Genomic DNA, 18,291 nt, shown 5'->3' with positions numbered 1-18,291 from the left:
CGAGCAGACGTCAGGCCGACTCGAGCTCGCGGCCGCAGGTCTCCGGCAACGTGAGCGCGGCGACGATCAGCACGCCGTAGGCGGCGACGGCGAAGAGGCCGATGCTCGTGCCGAGACCGTACTGCTTCGCGAGGGCACCGATCACAAACGGGAACAGGGCACCGATCGCGCGGCCGACGTTGTAGCAAAACCCCTGGCCTGAGCCGCGCACGCGTGTCGGAAAGAGCTCTGTCAGGAACGCGCCCATGCCTGCGAAGATTCCCGACGCGAAGAAGCCGAGCGGAAAGCCGAGCCAGAACATCGAGTGATCGGTCAGGTTCAGCGACGTGTACGCGAATGCGACCGCCATCGAGCCCGCCGCGAACAGGATGAAGTTCGGCTTGCGGCCCAGGCGATCGGTCAGATAGGCGCTCGACAGATAGCCGATGTAGGAGCCGACGATGATCGTCGCGAGATAACCGCCCGTGCCCATTACGGTCAGATGGCGCTCGGTCTTGAGGAACGTCGGGAGCCACGTCGTGATCGCGTAATAGCCGCCCTGCGCACCCGTCGTGAGCAGTGCCGCGCGCAGCGTCGTGGAGAACAGCCGCGGCGAGAAGATCTCGCCGAGGCTCGGCTTGTCGCCCTCGCTTTGCTGCGCCGCCTTCGCATGCCGATAGACTTCCGGCTCCTTCACATAGCGGCGAATCACGATCACGAGCAGGGCCGGCACGAGCCCGAAGAGAAAGAGCGCGCGCCACGCAGTCGCCGCGGGCAGCACGGAGAAGGTCCACGCGTACAGCAAAGCCGCGGCACCCCAACCAATCGCCCACCCGGCCTGCACGAGGCCGACCGCCTTGCCGCGATCGCGCGCGCGGATCACTTCACCGATCAGCACTGCCCCTGCTGTCCATTCACCGCCGAAACCGAAGCCCATCAGCGCACGCGCGGCGAGAAGCTGCTCGTAGTTTTGCGCAAGCCCGCACAGGCCCGTAAATGCGGCGAACCACAGCACCGTGATCTGCAACGTCCGCACGCGCCCGATGCGATCGGACAAGATGCCGGCGAGCCAGCCACCCGCGGCCGACGTGAGCAGCGTCAGCGTGCCGATGAACCCCGCGTCGGCAAGACTGATTCCCCATGTCGCGACGAGCGTCGGGATCACGAACGAGAGCATCTGCGTGTCCATTCCGTCGAGCATGTAGCCGACCTTGCAACTCCAGAATGCGCGCCGTTCGCGCGGCCCCGCATCGGCGTACCACGCGAACATGCCATTGCGGCGTCCCTGTTCGATGTCGGCGGATTGCGCCGCCGCGGTCTTGCTGTCCATCTTTTGCTCCTTGTCGAAAGCGCTCGAGTACACCGCCGCGCGGCAGGCGAACGGTCGTCGCGTCGAGGATGCATGCTTCCCTCCGGCTGCGCGGATCCTCGGCTCACGGCGTGGCGCGCCGTGGTAATCGTAAAAGCGAAGCGCCGGTCTTCAGACGCCCCGCGGCGTGCATCAGAAAACGGCGAGCGATGTGTTCTCGATGTCCGTCATCAGCATGTGGCCTGGCGCGTGCGCGATGGCGAGCGGCAAGCGAGCGGCCATCAGCGCCGTTTGCGGTGTCACGCCGCATGCCCAAAACACCGGCAGTTCGCCGTCGCGAATCGTGACTGGATCGCCGAAATCGGGGCGTGCCAGATCCGCGATGCCGAGTGCGGATGGCGTCCCAATGTGGATAGGTGCACCGTGCACGCCGGGAAAGCGGCTCGTGATCTGCACCGCCCGGATCGCGTCCGCGCCCCGCATCGGCCGCATCGACACAACGAGTTCCCCGCCGAATACGCCGGCCCGGCGGTTCGGGATAGTGGTCCGGTACATCGGCACGTTGCGCCCCTCTTCGACATGACGCAGCGGTATGCCTTCCCGCGCGAGCATCGCTTCGAACGAAAATGAGCAGCCGATCGCGAATACGACGAAGTCGGGCTGCCAGAGCTCGCTCAACGACTCGACGCGTTCGACAAGGCGCCCCTCCCTGTACACGTTGTACGCGGGCACATCGGTGCGAATGTCGAGATCGCGCCCGAGCGCGTCGATCGCATAGGCGCCCGGATCGCCGACCGCCAGCAACGGACACGCCTTCGGGTTCGCGTTGCAAAAGCGCAGGAAGGCGAGCGCATAGGCTTCGGGCATGATCGCGAGGTTGGCCTGCGCGAATTCGCCGCAGTGGCCGGCCGTCGGGCCGCGAAATGCGCCGTTGCGCACGGCGCGGCGAAATTCATAGGGGGTCATAATGAATCTCTGTGACAGTCGAATGAGGTGGTCGTCAGGAATAGGCGAAGGATAGAAAAGACGAAAATTTGACGCCACCTAGTTTTTCTTGCGTTCGACGAATAGAATTTCTTAACGTAACGCCGGGTTTTCCCTAGTCTCGTGAAGATTTTGTAGCGTGCAGTCTCCGCGTCGATTGCTTCGTTCTTCACCATGAACACACGCTTCCTTGAGACCTTCGTCGCTCTGGCGAAGCTGCGCAGCTTCCGCACGACCGCCGCCGGGCTGCACGCAACGCCCGCCGCGATTTCACAGCGCGTGAAGGCGCTCGAAGACGAACTGGGGACAGTGCTCGTCGACCGCGAAAGCCGTGAGTTTCGCCTGACACCGAATGGCGAGTACCTGCTCGGCTACGCCAAAGCCGTCGTCGATGCCACGCGCCAGCTGCAGGCGGCAGCGGCGAGCGACAGCGCCGTGCGCGGCAAGCTGCGACTCGGCGTCATCGAAACAGTCGTGCATAGCTGGCTGCCTCAATACATGACGCGGCTCTCGATCGACTATCCACATCTCGACATCGACTTGAATGTCGACGTCAGCGTCGTGCTGCAGCGCCGGCTCATGGGGGGAGAACTCGATCTGATCGTCCGCGTCGAGGGCAGCGACGAAGCCAGCGTCGTTTGCGACGCGCTCGCGAACTACCCCGTGCACTGGATTGCGCGCGCGGGCCTCGTGCCAGTCGCACGCAGCGGTCTTGCCAAGCGCGTCCTCGAGCACCCTATCCTCACGTTCGGCCGCGGCACCGCCCCCCATCGTGCGCTCGAAGACATCGTCGCCACGCTCGCGCGCGCGAACGGCGTGCCGCTCGGAGAGACGCGCATTACCGGCTCGCCGTCGATCTCGGTGATCGTCCAGCTCGTGCGCGACGGGTTCGGAGTCGCGGCGATCCCGCGGCTCTTTGTCGACGCACTGATCGAATCCGGAGAAATGGTCGAATTGCCGCTCCAGCCCACGCCCCCGTCGATCGTCGTGTCGATGTCGCGTCGCGCCGATGCATCACGTCTCGTGCACGCCGCGGCGGCGGCCGCGCGGACGGCCTGCCACGAATATTGCGCGAAAAGCGATCGCCGGCTCGTCGAACCGTTGTAGATACCGCTCTACGAGGCCGAGCTTGGATAGGTGCCGGGGCGAATGGTCACTGCGGCCAGGCCCGCCCCCGCGAATGCGCATGCGGCGCACACCAGCGCGACCGCGCGCAGCGCCTCGGCGATGGCTTCCGCTTCGGCGCGGGCGAGAGGCGTTCCAGGTGGCATATGCGCGGCACCCGGCGGCGCCATTGATTGCGCGTTCGGTTCAAGCAGTTGCCCGGAGCGGCGCGCGTCCTGCGGCACGTGCAGCTGATCGAGCCGTGCCGCCAGCGTGGCATGATGCGTCCACACGAACACGATGCCGAGTACGGCAACGGCAAGCAGGCTCGCGACGCGTGCAACGGCATTGTTGATACCGGATGCCACGCCGGCGCGTTCGCCCGGCACCGAACCCATCACAGTTGCCGTCAACGGTGCGACCGTGATCGTCATGCCGAGACCGAGCACCGCCAGCGCAGGGAAAAGGCTGGCCCAATAGCTGCCGCGCACGGACAACACCGCCAGCATTCCAAATCCGATCCCGGCAATGCCGGGCCCCATCGTGAGCAGCCAGCGCGGACCATAACGGCTCGTCCAGCCGCCGGTCAGGCGCGAAAGCAAGCCGATGATGACGGGCACTGGCAATAGCGCCGCACCCGCTTCCGTTGCCGTATAGCCGTGCGCGCGGATCAGCGTGAACGGCAAGAAGAAGAGCGCACCGCCGAGCCCGAAGTAGAGCAGCAACGTGACGAGGTTGGCGCCGGTGAAATCGCGCGAGCGGAATACGTCGAGCGGCATCATCGGATTCCGACTGTTCGCTTCGATCGCCATGAACGCGGCCAACACCAGCACACCTGCGCCGATCGCGCCGAGCACGAGCGGATGGCCTAGCCCATGCGTCGGCGCCTCGGTCAGACCGAAGGCGAAGGCTCCGAGCCCCGCCGCCGCGGTTGCCGCGCCGAGCCAGTCCAACTGTTGCGACGCATCGGGGTCGCGGCTATTGGGCACCGACCAGACGGCCAGAACGCTCGTCGCGATGGCAAGCGGCACGTTGATGAAGAAGATCGCGCGCCACGAAAACGCATCGACGAGCCAGCCGCCCGCCACTGGACCGATCGCCGACGTGATCGCGCCGATTCCCGCCCAGGTGCCGATCGCTCGTCCGCGTTCTTCGCCGTTGAACACAGCGCCGATGATGGCGAGACTGCTCGGGACGAGTAGCGCCGCTCCGATGCCCTGCACTGCGCGTGCTGCAATGAGCGAGCCTACATGCGGCGCGAGCGCACAGGCGACCGAAGCGAGCGCGAAGAGCGCGATGCCGGCGATGAACACGCTGCGACGGCCGAGCTTGTCACCCATCGCCCCGCCCACCAGCACCAGCGATCCGAGAAAGAGCAGGTACGCATCGACCACCCACTGCATTGCCGCTACGCTTGCGCCGAGTTCGCTCTGGATGGACGGCAGCGCGACGTTCACGACCGAGCCGTCGATAAAAGCCATGCTCGAGCCGAGGATCGTCGCGGCCAATGCGAGGCGCTTGCGCTGACAAGGCCGGCCGACGCCGGCCGGTTGCGAGCGTATGACGAGCTCGTCGCACGGGCTCGCCTGCGCGGCGATGACATGCGCCGCGCGCCGCAGACTATCGGGAATGTGCTGGCGGACCAAATTCGCTCCCGCGCCGATCGATCGCATCGCGGATCGAGCAGCAATGGCGTCACGCGCCGGCTCTCGGCTTTGTCGCCTGCTCCGGCGAAGTGGTGTTCCGGTGTTCGAACGATCGGGCGGCGAATCCAGCAGCTACTCGCCCCGGCCGCCAACCTTGAACACGTCGTTGAGCTCGGCGCCCGATGCGGCGCCGGCAAATCCGTCGAATCGACCATCGGCCAATGACTGGGCCGCGCGCATGAAGCCGCCCCACGCCGCGCGCGCGAGTGCCCCGCCGACACTGACGCGCCGCACGCCCAGCGAAGCGAGATCGTGCAACGTGAATTCCGAGGTCGAGCCGACCAATACATTCACCGGCTTCGGGGCGACCGCCGAAACCACGGCGGTGATCTGCTCACGGGTCTTGATACCGGGTGCGTAAAGGCAATCGGCTCCCGCATCGGCGTACGCTTTGAGCCGCGCGATTGCATCGGCGAGATCGGATATGCCGACCACGAAGTTCTCGGCGCGTCCAACGAGCAACGTATCGCCACCATTCTCGTCGATCGCGCGTCTTGCCGCTTTGATCCGCTCGACTGCGGTTTCAACCGGAAACAGCGGCGATGCGGCATCTCCCGTCGAATCTTCGATCGACAATCCCGCGACGCCAGTATCGACGGCGAGCTTGACGCTTTGCGCAACTTCGGCGGGCGTGGCGCCGAAACCATTCTCGAAGTCCGCGTTGACCGGCAGATCAGTTGCTTCGACGAGTTCGCGCAAGTGCGCCAGCACCATTTCGCGAGGCGACGTGTTGTCCGCATGACCGATCGACCACGCGAAACCGGAACTGGTCGTGGCGATCGCTTTGAAGCCGAGCGTCTGCAAGTATCGTGCGCTACCGATGTCCCAGGGGTTCGGCAGCATGAAACAGCCTGATTCGTGCAGGGCTCGGAAGGCGGCTCTTCTTTCTTTGACGGTACGGGGCATGACCGATCTCCTTTGGCAGGCAACCGGTGAGTTTTAGCTCCGTTGACCCCATCCGTCAACGAATCAGTTGCCTTATTCCGAGCGCGACGATGACGGCGCCACATACGCGATCGACGACGCCACGCGCGCGTCGATGAGCCGATGCGACCCTCGGGTGCGACATGACGATTGCGACGAAGCCGTACCAAGAGGTCGCCGTGACGCACACCATTACAAGCATGGCGGCAAACGTCGCCGCGGAGACATGCGCGGGCGCGGCGGAAGAAAACACCGCAGCGAAGAATGCTATCGATTTCGGGTTGGTGATGTTCGTTGCGACGCCTTGCAGAAACGCGGGATACAAGCCGGTGCGCTGTTGCACCTCCATCCGACTCTCGCTGTTTGCGCGCGCGGAGACGATCAGGCGCAAGCCGAACCAGAGCAGGTAGCCGGCCCCTGCAAGCTTGACGATCACCGCCAACCAGGGAAAAACCGCAAAGACGAGGCCGACACCGAGAATCGAGCAACTCGCCCAGAAGAGATTGACGATTACGACTCCAGCGACGAGCGCGAGGGAATCCGAGCGCCCTCTGGAAGCCGCGGTATGTGCCACCGCCACGAAATTTGGCCCAGGTATGACGACACCGGCTAAATAGATGAAGAAGACGGCAATAACGGCGGACAAGTCGATCATTGAGAGGCTCTTGGGTCGGTTATCCCGTGAATCTATACGAACCAGGCGGTCGACACCAGCGCCATTAGCCAATTCGCATGACGTCGCTCGATCCATTCAGGGCGCGCAGTTGTGTCGCTTCGTCCTAATTTCAGCGCACTACGGTCTCCCACCAACTTTCGCGGCTTATGTTTTCGCGTCGCCCAGCCCGGGTCCGCTTCGTGGGCCGCATCTGCACGATCCGGGCGATTCAACGGACATAGGTGTAACAACAAAGCGGGAGAAGAAGAGATGCACAACCGACGGCTGATACAAAGCGGGTGCGAAGGATTTGCCGTTCCAGTCGAATTGCGCTCATCGATCGAAATTGTGCTGCGCGCAAGCAAATTGACGATGGGGAACGCAAACACATGACACATCCGAATCCCAATGCGGCCGAGACATCGGCCAAGAAGAGTGCCGACCCGCCTCGCATCCTGGTCGGCCGCGTGGAGGGCGTCACCCTCTTTGGCACTGACAACGAACTGATCTGTGTCAAACAGATGCCATTGCCGGGCGTCGTCATCTTCGTGCACGGCGTGAACTCTGAGGGCGAGTGGTACACCGCCGCCGAGGAAGGACTGTGCGAAGGCCTGAACCGGAGGTTGGGGCGGTTGGACGACCAGCTCGCCTATCGAGGCGTCGAGGCGGGCCAGATGTCGCCGGTCCGCTACATGGAAAGTCTCACGCCGGACGGGTACATCAACCCCGACCTGCTGCCCGATAGCTATATCAAGCCGGATCCGTCGTTCTCGCCTGTGATCCATTTCCGCTGGGGCTACAAGGCGAACCAGCAGGATCTCAAGGACTACGGCGCGAACCTGTTTCTCAACGAGCACAACTACTGGGGCGGCGGCCCGTTTGCGAATGGCTGCTCGAGTCTGGCCGATCTGTGGAGCCCCGGGCTCGACGATCGAATCTTCGGCTGGATCACAGTGCAGGCGTTGAATTCCACGCCGCGCCTGGTCTATCAGACGCCGCCGCGCGCCTACATGGTGATGGCGGCGCTACGGCTCGCCAAGCTGATCAAATCGATACGAGAGAAGCAAGCCGATGTGCCGATTACTGTTGTGTGTCACAGCCAGGGCAATATGATCGGGCTGGCGGCCGCCTTTCTCGGGGACAGGATGTCCGATGTCACCGATCCATGGGGCAAGGCCGGAAGCTGTGTGGCGGACGCCTACGTATTGGCCAATGCACCGTACAGCCTCGTCGAAAAGCTGGGCATGGAGAACTGGGCGCAGCGCGCGGTGCGCGACGCCGATGGGAACCGCGGCCGCGCGACGTTCAACGCGCGGGCTGAGACGTTGAAAGCGTTCTTCGAGATTTTGCGCAAGCGCGCGGCACTGGAGCCCGATGCGCGTGAACTCGACGAAGACATGGGCAACAAACGGACGTCTGCGAAAGGTAAGCCGTATAGCGCCGGCGACGACCGCACGAGTCACGGCCTGAACGGCCACACGCTTGGCCGCGTGACGCTCTATTGCTGCCCGCACGATCAGGTGATTTCGGCGACGACAGTGCAAGGCATCGGCTGGCGTGGCATGAGCGCCGAGGAGATCGAGCGGACCGGCGGTCATGGTGTCTTCACGCAGCGCGTGTTCGCATCGGGGTGGGTAGTCGGAAAGGATCCGACTGCCAGCCCTACGTATCGCTATTGGGAAGACGACTGGCGGGCGACGGTGAACCGGAGCAAGGGATTTTGGTATCCACCGTCGCCGAGAGCCGAGTTCGGGCTCCTCCGGGCATTGCGCGCCAATGAAAATCCGCTGGCGGCGCTTGGCACGTTGGCGTCGGCGCCGATTCTCTATTTTGCTACCCTGGTCGTAAAGCCGCGAATAAACGCCGATCCACCGAGCGGATGGACTATCCCGGTTGATGCGCCGAAGCTCGATGAGCCGTTCGAACCCGAAGCGATGCGCTATGGGCGGGTGTCCGAGATCGTCGTTGATGGGTTGAAGAGTCGGTTCAACGAAACCTACGACCCGCCTTCTGCCGCGCGCAATGCGCAAAAGAGTGAGGGTGAGAAGAACGCGGATGACCCTTATGACACCTTTCATTCAAGCGACCCGGCGCTGCAAAGACAAGGAACGCTGGAATCCGAGGCGGCGCAACGCTACGAGGACCACGCGCTGATGCGTCAGGAGGCTCGCCGAAATGAGAACTTCGGCGCCACGAAGGGCTGGGTCAGCCGAGACGGCAAGGTACTTGGCGAAGACGATCTGGCCAAGGCGACGCTCGAATACAAGAGATGGCGCAACGGGCAGATCGGCAAGATCCTGAAAGACGGCAACAAAAATAATCCAACAAACCACTCGACGATCCTTACCAATCCGACGCATGCGGAAAAGGCGCTCGCTTACGACATTGCGATTGGCCTTTGCTACCTGTCGGAGCGCGACTGGAAGACTCTGCGCATCGAGGCTGACTGGCGATTCTGTAATGGATTGAGCGACAGCAATCCCGTCAAAAAGTACTCGAAGTACTTCGAGACAGGCAAATTCAACGATCAGCATCTGCACGACTGGGCCTGTAGCGATCCTGAGGTCGTTAGGCCGACAAAGATTCAGGACCAGCGAGAGGGCGAGCTCTTCCTCAACGCCGGAGACTTTCTATGAAATCGTTGATTGGAACGTGGCAACGGCGGCTCGTATTAGCGATCGTTGCGATGTTGCTGACGAGCGCGGCGACGTTGACCTGGATGATCTTTACGAACGTTGACCCACAATCCGTAAGCGATGAGGACCTCATGAAGCGTTTGGTGCATTTTCCTTTCATGGTAGGCGTTTGTGTTCTTCTGCTGAGCACATATTTTGTCCTTTTCATCTCCAATACCGCGACAGCTCAAACTGTTGCTACCAAGCCCGCGCCAACGGACGCGCCCAAGCCGTTCGTAGCTCAGGTGGTGGGGCTCGAGTGGCTGAACCCGCTACAGCGTCGTGACTACCCAACAGAGTGGCAAATCCTATGGACGCTTGGTCTCATGAAGCCGAACAAGGACGACGACATGGTACGTACCAAGCCACAAAAATTCTCGACACTTCGGCCAATAGGTGCCCTCGTCTATGGCAATGAGGGTTCGGAAACATTCAAGGGTTTCTACCACAAGTACATCGACAAGCTTCTCCTGCTCTTTGCAGACAGATACGCGATGAATCCGAAGTACTTCTACACGGTCGGCCCGGAGGACCGTAGGCAATGGCGGGAACTCGCCGGCATACACGTCGAATTGGCGATTCCTTCTGATCGCCTAGACGCGACCGAGGCCGCAGCGTTCTTGCGCGATGAAATGGTGGATTACTTCAATATAGGCAGCAAGGGGTTCCCCGACCTTTGGAGCAAGAACACACCGCCTGACGTCCGGATCATACAAGGCGGCGCCAACGCCGGCTTCACTTCACTGAACGCCGCACTCGACTATCTGCAAACGCACCCCCAAAAAAGCGTCTGGGTAATGAACTGGGACGCGCCGAGCTTCCCACCGAACGACGCCCAGCTCAACGAAAACATGGTGCTGCTGATCCTGGCCGGTCCGGAGATGAAGACCGAGCGGGCGCCGCTGGCCTGGATCGGGAAAGCGGCGACAGCCAACGTCGGCGACTACGAAAAGAAGGCCGGCACCACTCGAGCGGTCCAAGCATGGAAGGCGGCAATCGCCGCCGCGGCGCGCAATGCAAACAGTTCAACGGACAACATCGATTACGTCATTCACGATGCCGGCATGGGAACCGACGAAGCGTCGAGCCGTATCGGCACGCTTGGCCGTACGCTGACGGAAACGCTGCTGGAATTCGAATTCCAGAAACAGACGTTCAATACCCCTCGCTTGCTCGGCGACATGGGTGCCGGCAGCGCACTCACCAACGTCGTTCTCGCGATCGGCCGCGCAAATCATTTCGGAGAACGCGTGCTGGTCGCGGGCACGACGAACCCCGATGAACCAGTCGCTGTCGTGATCGCTCCACCGGAAAAGCTCAGCCCGATCGATCCCGACGCGGACTGGTTCAGGGCGCGAGGCGAAGGCGACGCCTACCTGCCGTGGTGGGGACGTCGCTACGATGAGACCTATAATAATCGGCAGGGTTTGTCTTGGTGAAAAAGCGGGACAACGCGATGCGAAGCCTCGCCCGAGCCAGCGACGTTCGCCGCATCGCCCTGCCCCAAACAGACCGGCTCGCGACGCGGCATTTGCCGCATAGCGAGCGGTATGCGTGGGCGGAAAATCGTTCGCCGCCGCTCACCAGCTTTTGCCGAAGCTCGATTGCGATCGCCGGTGCTTCCACAAGTAATGTGCCGCCACCATCGCCGCAGCTAAACCCGCCGCCGCCCCCACACCGACACCGCAGCGCGGCCCGAGCCGATCGGCAACCCACCCCACAATCGGCGCGCCAATTGGCGTGCCGCCCAGCGCAATCGATGCACGGATCGCGATCACGCGGCCTCTCATGCTCGGTTCAGCCGACAGTTGCATCAGGCTGTTGGATGAATTCGTAAAAGTCAGGGCCGCGACGCCGACGACGATCAGCGCCAAGCCGAACAACACATAATCGGGCATCAGCGCGGCCATCAGCAGCCCGCCGCCAAAGACGGCGGCGCCGGCGAGCAGCAGGCCGAACGTCGGCCGTTCCCGTCGCGCGGCCAAAAGCGCACCGATCAGCGAACCAACCGCCATCATCGACATCAGCAGACCGAACCGGTCCGCGCCGACGTGGAATACGGATGCGGACATCGTCGAAATGTAGATGGGAAAATTGAGCCCGAAGGTGCCGATGAGGAAGAGCATGATCGCGGTGACGCGCAGCTCGCGGTGCTCCCAGACGTAGCGAAGACCCTCCCCGAAATGGCCACGTGTGCGCGCGATTCTTACGCGCGCATGAAGCTCGTCTCGCCGCAACAGCGTGAGTGACCACACTACGGCGACGAACGACGCCGCATTCACGAGAAACGCCCAGCCGGACCCTACCGCCGCCACGACGACGCCCGCAACGGCCGGCCCAATCAACCGGGCCGCATTGAACGATGTCGAGTTCAGCGCTATTGCGTTCGACAGGTCTGTATCGCCGACGAGGTCATAGACGAACGTCTGCCGCGCCGGCTGATCGAACGCGCTGACCGTGCCGAGCAGGAATGCGAGCACATAGACATGCCAGAGCACCACCGCTCCGAAGACGGTCAGCAGACCGAGCATCAAGGCGAGCACGCCCTTTGCCGCCTGCGTCACCAGCAACAACTTCCGCCGATCGAAATAGTCGGCCGCGAATCCGGTCCACGGCAGGAACAGCAACTGCGGCCCGTATTGCAACGCCATGACGATGCCGACCGCCGTCGCGTTACGATGCGTGAGCCCCGTTAGCACGAGCCAGTCCTGCGCCGTGCGCTGCATCCAGGTACCCACGTTCGAAACCAGCGCGCCGGCTGCCCAGATCCGGTAGTTGCGATTGTTCAGCGAACGAAAGACGCCTTTCATGAGCGATAGCGATAGCGATGCGGTGTGTCGATTCAAAATCCGTCACGGGCGTTTCGCCATGTGAACCGTTGCGCGGTCTGATGGCTGTGGCTGCAGGAAAAGCGAAGAAAGCGCCTTCCGCGGTGCAAGATTTCAGCCCACGCCTAACCGGGAAATTTCCAACTATACTGGCCTTACCCTTCCCTGGCTTACATCGCGCCTCAGGCGCCAAATGTGAGTGCGTCGTGAACCTCGAACGCAAGCACACTTTCTCTTTCGCCCCTGACGGCGAGCACTTCCTGCTCGACGGCGAGCCTCTCCAGATTCGCAGCGGCGAGATGCATCCCGCCCGCATCCCGCGCGAGTATTGGCAACACCGGATCCGCATGGCCAAGGCAATGGCGATGAACTGCATCGCCATGTACGTCATGTGGAACTACCACGAGACGCGTAGAGGCGTGTTCGATTTCGAGAGCGGTAACCGCGATATCGAGGCCTTCATCCGGCTATGCCAATCCGAAGGGATGTGGGTCCTGCTGCGCCCGGGGCCGTATGTGTGCGCAGAATGGGATCTGGGAGGCCTCCCGTCATACCTGCTGGACGATCCGGACATCCAGTTAAGGACCGACTCGGCCACCGATTCCCGCTACATGGCGGCGGTGGCTCGCTACATCGACGAACTGATACCTCGCATCAAGCCATTGCTGATCCGGCACGGCGGACCGATCCTGATGATCCAGATCGAGAATGAATTCGGTTCGTACGCGAGCAATTCGGCTTACCTCGAAGAGCTCAGGCAGCTCTGGCTCAAAGGCGGCGTAACGGGGCCGTTCTATACGGATGACGGTCTCGCGCAGCTCCAACGCAATCGCACCACGGTGACCGGCGGTGCGATTGCGTTGAGCAATGGAGACGCGGCACAAATCGCCACTGTCCGCCGCGAATTCCCCGCGGTGCCCGCGATGGCGGGTGAGGTGTACCCAGGGTGGCTCACCCATTGGGGCGAATCAGACTTTGCAGGGGTGGACTATGACCTCTCCGACGTTTTACGCGCGTTCATGCAGTCGAAACTTTCGTTCAACCTGTATGTCATTCACGGCGGCACGAGCTTTGGTTTTTATGCCGGCGCGAACGTGGACGGTTCGGGCAACTATCAACCCGACATCACCAGCTACGACTATTCGGCGCCGATCAGTGAGCAGGGCGTGGCGACGCCGAAGTACGTAAAGTACCGCAACATCATCGCCAGCTACTTGCTTGAGCCGTTACCGGATATCCCCGACGCGATCGCGACGCTTGAATGCTCGGGCGCCGCCGATGCCTTGTGGCCAACGCTCTACGCGTCGATCTGGGACAACCTGTCCCCGGCACTGCTGCGCGAACAGAGCGTCGATCCGCAGTCCTTCGAGCGCTACGGTCAGGCATTTGGCTTCGTGCTTTACCGCACGCGCCTGCACGAGTACGCGGGCGGTGTGATGGATATCAGCAGTGTTCATGACTACGCGACCGTTTTTGTGGGCGAACACTATGTGGGCGGCGTGTCGAGGGCGCAGACGCCGCGGAGCTATGCTGAGCCACTCCGCCTGATGCACCGCGCACCGCTTGCCCTTCCATCGTCATTGCCCGAGGACGAGTCAAACCGTGGCGACCCGGTATCGTTGGAAATCCTCGTCGAGGGGATGGGGCGTGTCAATTTCGGCCCCGCGATCGTCGACCGCAAAGGCCTGCTCGGACCGGTCACGATAAAAAACGCAGACGGGTCGCTCTCCTTGCTCAAGGGCTGGGAAGTTTGCCTGTTGCCGATGGATGAAGCGTTTATCGCCAACATCGAAAAAAGGTGTGTGAACCCGCTGAAGCCCGGCCTTTTCTTTAAGGCAAGCTTGCGGCTGAATGCAGTTGGCGACACCTGGCTCGACATGAGCAACTGGACCAAGGGCGTCGTCTGGGTCAACGGGCACAATCTCGGACGCTACTGGAATATCGGTCCGCAAAGGCGTTTATATTGCCCCGCGCCGTGGCTTGCGCAAGGTGATAATGAGGTGCTCATTTTCGACCTGCACCAGATTCAGGCGAAGCCGGTGCAACTGGCGGATACACCGTGTTAGCGGAACCGCAGTGCGCCGATGCAGAGCATACGCCTCATCCACGTCAGAGCTCCGCTCGATCGACCGGCAACAGTTCCAGCGTGAGCACTTCAAACGGCGCGAGCTGAACTTCCTGTGGCATATCTGCATCGAGTAACGCAGGAATTCCGAGATCCCCTGCATACCAGACCCGACGCGAAACGAATCGTCCCGCCGCGGCCGCCGGCAGCTCCAGTTGTCGTCGCAAATCGAGCGCGAAACGTCGCGCACGGCTATCTGGATTGCGCAGCGTGACGATCGCCTTGTGCGACGTCCACCCCGCCCAACCGTATACCCCCTGTAGGTCCGGCGCCCCGCCGATCCAATGGCTGTCGCGCAGAACATCTGCGTTCGCGCGCGCCCATCTGGCGGCGTCCGCGAGTACATCCCAATCGTGCTCGCTCAGCAGCGACGGCGTAATGTACAGCTCCTGCAATTGCGTGCCGCTACCGAAGTAGGACCGTACCTCGTTGGCGAAACCATTGCCTACCGCCGAATTGAGGCGCGGATTGCGCTGCGCATAGACGATGCCATGCAGCATTAGCGAATTGAGCGGAAAGTGCGGACTGCGCACGACGACGTTGTGATAGGTCTGGGCGTCCCGGTACGTGATCCAGCGTTCGCGGTCATTGCCGGTTCCCGCGAAACCGTCGTCCTCGCCACCGCGCCAGATAGCGTCCACATAGCGTAGCCAGAACGGCGACGGATGCGTTCCTGTCGTGAGACTGATGAAGGTTTCGGGTTTAGCCGCGCGGACGTCCTCGATGAGGTGAATCGCCGCTTGCCAATCACTATCGAAAAGGCTACCTGGAAACGCCTTGTCGGCGTTGCCTGTGCCGTCGAACTTGAACTGGCTTACGCCGTGCTTGTCCAGCAAGGCCATCACCATTTCATGAAAGCGTCGATAGTAAGTCGGGCCCGATAATGCAAAGCCGTCATCGATGACCTCATACCCGGCGGCACGGCCGCGCGTCACGCGTTCTTGCTTCGGCGGTCCGTAGCCACCCCAAGGGGACAACCATACGCCGGGCGCAGCGCCGTATCGTGCCGCAGCGTCGCGCAGCGGAAGGAAGCCATTCGGAAATTCCTTACTGAAATGCCATCCGCCGCCAAGATCGTCCCAGCCATCGTCGAACAGAAACGAATCGATCCGCACCCCGCGCGCGCTATGCAACTTGCGGCCGATCGTTTCGATGCGCTCCAGCGCTTGTGCCTGTGTGTATGGCGTCAGGTAACCGATGTCGCCCCAGCTGTTGTAGTGCAGAAAGGGACGATACTCGCGAGCCCGCTCCCGTTCGAGATAGGTGGCGAACTCGCGCCGCAACTGACCGTCGGGCGCTACGCCTGCCACCGCCGAGCAGACCAGCGTTCTGTCCTTTCTCAGCGGCGACGAGCATTGCAGGGTGAAGCTGACGCTGTCGCCATCCACATGACTTACTGCCATCGGCAGCTCAAAGCTGAGATAGAAGTTTCCCGCAATGACAGGGGTGCCCTTTAGTTCGCGACTGGCCTGCGCATCGGCAGCACGCGTCGTCAGCAATGAAACGACAGCGATCTGTTCGTCCCCAAGAAGCGCCGTAACCGCTAAGCGCTCACGCAGATACCGCGAACCGTCGCGCTGCTCCACGCTCCATTCCACCCGTAGACGCCCTTCAGTGTCGATAAGCGTCGCATTCACGCTTCGACCAGCGATGCGTTCGGCCAATCGGGATGAGTGAGGGTTGGGTACAAGCGCAGCTTCGCTCACCGGCGCAACGACCCTTAGCTCATCCAGGCCTACGCGGCTTCCGTCAGCGAGCAACAGCGCGAACGGCGCGACGATGGGCAGCGTGCGGTCCCGTGCGCAATCGATCAACGAAAACTCGGCGAGACGTGCATCCTTGACCGCCCAGCGCAATGCAATGATGTCGTTACCGAATGAGTACGCATCGCCCCTCATTTGGAACACGGGTATGCTGGCTTGCTGAGGCAAAGCATCATTGGCGCGCATGGCGAATCTATCTCGAGCGGGGGCGGTTTCCCTATAGTAGTCGCCCCGGAACAACTCGTTTTGCGCGGCGCTGGGCCTCACGCCATCGAGGCGGTGGGAGTACCGCAGCTAAAGCAACTCGATGTGACGCTACCCTACTTCACCGCTCCCAGCGCCAGCCCCTTCACGAGATACCGCTGCAGCCACGCGAAGACGACTGAAACCGGCAGCGTCGCGCAAAGCGTCGCTGCCATCACCAGATGCCATTCGACCGTGTACTTGCCGGCGACCATGTCGGTCACCTGCACGGTCAGCGTCTTGTTCTCGGGCGAGCGGATCAGCGTATAGACCACCGCGAACTCGTTCCAGGCGCTGATGAACGTGAAGATCGCGGTCACGACGATCGCAGGCACGGCAAGCGGCAAGAACACCTTGAAGACGGCCTTCGTCCGTCCGCACCCTTCGAGCCACGCCGACTCTTCGAGATCGCGCGGCACGGTCTGAAAGTAGGACGACAGCATCCATACCGCGAACGCGATATTGAATGCAGCGTAGGAGACGATTACACCGAGCTTCGAATCGACGAGGTTGCCGTTGCCATACGGAATCATCGCAGCGAGCCTGAAGAGGCCAACCACGAGCAGAATCGGCGAAAGCATTTGCGTGACGAGCAGGAACTGCCGATACACGCCGCGCCCTGTGAACGGAAAGCGCGCGAGTGCGTAAGCGGCGGGCACACTGACGGCGAGCGCGAGCGACGTCGATAGAAAACTGATGACGCAACTGTTCTTCAACGCGACGCCGAAGTTGGCCGCATCCCACATCTCGACGAAGTTCTCCCAGCGCCAATGCACGGGCAGCCAACGAGCCGGATAGACGAAGATCTCATCGGCCGGCTTGAACGCGGTGCACAGCATGACCGCGAACGGGAAGAGCACGATCACGATCAGCGGGGATAGCGCGAGCCAGCACCATATGGTGCGTTTCAGCTTGGCATTCACGATGCCTCCCGCCGGGCCGCCCTAAGGGAGGCATCCGCCCCCTCGCGCCCCGAAGGGGGCACCCTCTCGGGGGCCCCCTGAGGAAGTCCCCGTGTGGGAGGGGGCAGCGAACGAAAGTGAGTGTGGGGGGCGTCCATTATTCCCCTCCCTGCTTAGGCTGCAGCCGTAAGTAGATCACCGTGAAGACAAAGAGCATGACAAGCATGATCAGCGATACCGCCGCCGCCTGACCGGGACGCCCAAGTCTGAAGCCGAGCTCGTAGAGGTACGTGACGAGGATATGTGTGCCCTCATCCGGTCCGCCTTGCGTCATGACCCAGATAATGGGAAACGAATTGAAGACGTAGATCACGTTCAGCAGGATCGCCATGTTCACGAAAGGCCGCAGCAAGGGCAGCGTCAGCTTGCGGAACTGCTGCCATGCACTCGCGCCTTCGATGCGCGCGGCTTCATAGATATCGGCCGGCACCGAAGAGAGACCGCCCAGGAGGATTGTCACCGTGAAGGGAATCGATACGAGAATGCCAATGCCGATCTCCACTGGAAAAGCGATCTCGGGCCTCGCGAGCCAGTGGATCGCCCCGTTGATCAGCCCGAGCCGTTGCAGCGTGACGTTGACCATCCCGTAATCGTCGTTGAACGCCCAGCGCCAGACGACGGCCGTCATCGTCAACGACACGGACCAAGGCAGCATCACGATCGTGCGCGCCACGCCGCGCCCGTAAAAATCCTGGTTGAGCACGAGCGCGACCGGTACGGAAAGCAGCACCGTGCCACCGACCACGCACGCTGTCCACACAAGCGTGCGCCTGACCGAGCCGATAAAGACCGGATCGCTGAATACGTCGTAGAAGTTCTGCAGGCCGTTGAAGCCGCGTATCGCCCCGAAGCGCGACACATCATGCACCGACTGGTACACAATGTTGAAGATCGGGTAGCTGATGATGAAAAGCGCGAGGACGAGGCTCGGCACGATCAGCAGCCATGGCTGATTGAAGCGCGACGCTGCCGGGCGGCCGACACCGGTTTGGTCATAGGAGAGATGGGCCATAAATTGCGTGCGTGGACAGGCG

At 62.1% G+C, this 18,291-nt stretch carries 13 protein-coding genes; 4 read left to right on the top strand and 9 right to left on the bottom strand.

Translation table 11 applies throughout. The features are described 5' to 3' along the window. Positions 1–10: 10 nt before the first annotated feature. Complete coding sequence (locus B0G57_RS21210; protein ID WP_018440127.1) at positions 11–1,309, bottom strand: MFS transporter; 1,299 nt, start codon at positions 1,307–1,309, stop codon at positions 11–13. A 171-nt stretch (positions 1,310–1,480) separates the two neighbouring features. Next, positions 1,481–2,254: a putative hydro-lyase gene (locus tag B0G57_RS21205; protein WP_018440129.1), complete on the bottom strand. Its 774-nt coding sequence runs from the start codon at positions 2,252–2,254 to the stop codon at positions 1,481–1,483. 192 nt (positions 2,255–2,446) lie between these two features. On the opposite strand from B0G57_RS21205, the gene B0G57_RS21200 reads away from it, so the two are divergent. Next, positions 2,447–3,379, top strand: a complete 933-nt coding sequence (locus B0G57_RS21200; protein WP_018440130.1) for a LysR family transcriptional regulator — start codon at positions 2,447–2,449, stop codon at positions 3,377–3,379. Positions 3,380–3,387: 8 nt separating this feature from the next. Here B0G57_RS21200 and B0G57_RS21195 read toward each other — a convergent pair whose 3' ends face one another. From B0G57_RS21195 to B0G57_RS21185, 3 genes are all read right to left on the bottom strand, one after another. Then, positions 3,388–5,049, bottom strand: a complete 1,662-nt coding sequence (locus B0G57_RS21195; RefSeq protein ID WP_018440131.1) for an MFS transporter — start codon at positions 5,047–5,049, stop codon at positions 3,388–3,390. 105 nt (positions 5,050–5,154) lie between these two features. After that, positions 5,155–5,988, bottom strand: coding sequence for an isocitrate lyase/PEP mutase family protein (locus B0G57_RS21190; RefSeq protein ID WP_026229570.1), 834 nt, complete (start codon positions 5,986–5,988; stop codon positions 5,155–5,157). A gap of 55 nt (positions 5,989–6,043) precedes the next feature. After that, positions 6,044–6,661 carry a LysE family translocator gene (locus B0G57_RS21185; RefSeq protein WP_018440133.1) on the bottom strand — a complete coding sequence of 206 codons (618 nt, stop codon included), beginning with the start codon at positions 6,659–6,661 and terminating at the stop codon, positions 6,044–6,046. A gap of 389 nt (positions 6,662–7,050) precedes the next feature. On the opposite strand from B0G57_RS21185, the gene B0G57_RS21180 reads away from it, so the two are divergent. Together B0G57_RS21180 and B0G57_RS21175 are read left to right on the top strand one after the other, a co-directional pair. Continuing rightward, the gene (locus tag B0G57_RS21180) at positions 7,051–9,297 is read left to right on the top strand and encodes a T6SS effector phospholipase Tle3 domain-containing protein (protein ID WP_018440134.1); all 2,247 of its coding nucleotides are present in this window, start codon (positions 7,051–7,053) and stop codon (positions 9,295–9,297) included. Beyond that, entirely contained in the window at positions 9,294–10,775 is a 1,482-nt protein-coding gene (locus B0G57_RS21175) for a hypothetical protein (protein WP_018440135.1), read from the top strand. The genes B0G57_RS21180 and B0G57_RS21175 overlap by 4 nt, the downstream gene beginning before the upstream one ends. Before the next feature lie 141 nt (positions 10,776–10,916). Here the strand turns inward: B0G57_RS21175 and B0G57_RS21170 are convergent, their stop codons facing one another. Next, positions 10,917–12,146, bottom strand: a complete 1,230-nt coding sequence (locus B0G57_RS21170; protein ID WP_018440136.1) for an MFS transporter — start codon at positions 12,144–12,146, stop codon at positions 10,917–10,919. A gap of 224 nt (positions 12,147–12,370) precedes the next feature. On the opposite strand from B0G57_RS21170, the gene B0G57_RS21165 reads away from it, so the two are divergent. Then, positions 12,371–14,230: a beta-galactosidase gene (locus B0G57_RS21165; RefSeq protein ID WP_018440137.1), complete on the top strand. Its 1,860-nt coding sequence runs from the start codon at positions 12,371–12,373 to the stop codon at positions 14,228–14,230. A 43-nt stretch (positions 14,231–14,273) separates the two neighbouring features. On the opposite strand, the gene B0G57_RS21160 is transcribed toward B0G57_RS21165, so the two are convergent. The 3 genes from B0G57_RS21160 to B0G57_RS21150 form a co-directional block, all read right to left on the bottom strand. Continuing rightward, positions 14,274–16,238, bottom strand: coding sequence for a hypothetical protein (locus B0G57_RS21160; protein WP_018440138.1), 1,965 nt, complete (start codon positions 16,236–16,238; stop codon positions 14,274–14,276). Positions 16,239–16,372: 134 nt separating this feature from the next. Further along, a complete protein-coding gene (locus B0G57_RS21155; protein ID WP_018440139.1) occupies positions 16,373–17,218 on the bottom strand; it encodes a carbohydrate ABC transporter permease in 846 nt (281 codons plus the stop codon). Between the two features lie 136 nt (positions 17,219–17,354). Further along, entirely contained in the window at positions 17,355–18,269 is a 915-nt protein-coding gene (locus B0G57_RS21150; protein WP_018440140.1) for a carbohydrate ABC transporter permease, read from the bottom strand. Positions 18,270–18,291: the final 22 nt, after the last annotated feature.

Origin of the sequence: Trinickia symbiotica (genome assembly GCF_002934455.1) — a bacterium.
Lineage (GTDB): Bacteria > Pseudomonadota > Gammaproteobacteria > Burkholderiales > Burkholderiaceae > Trinickia > Trinickia symbiotica.
This window is presented reverse-complemented; position numbering and strand designations above follow the sequence as displayed.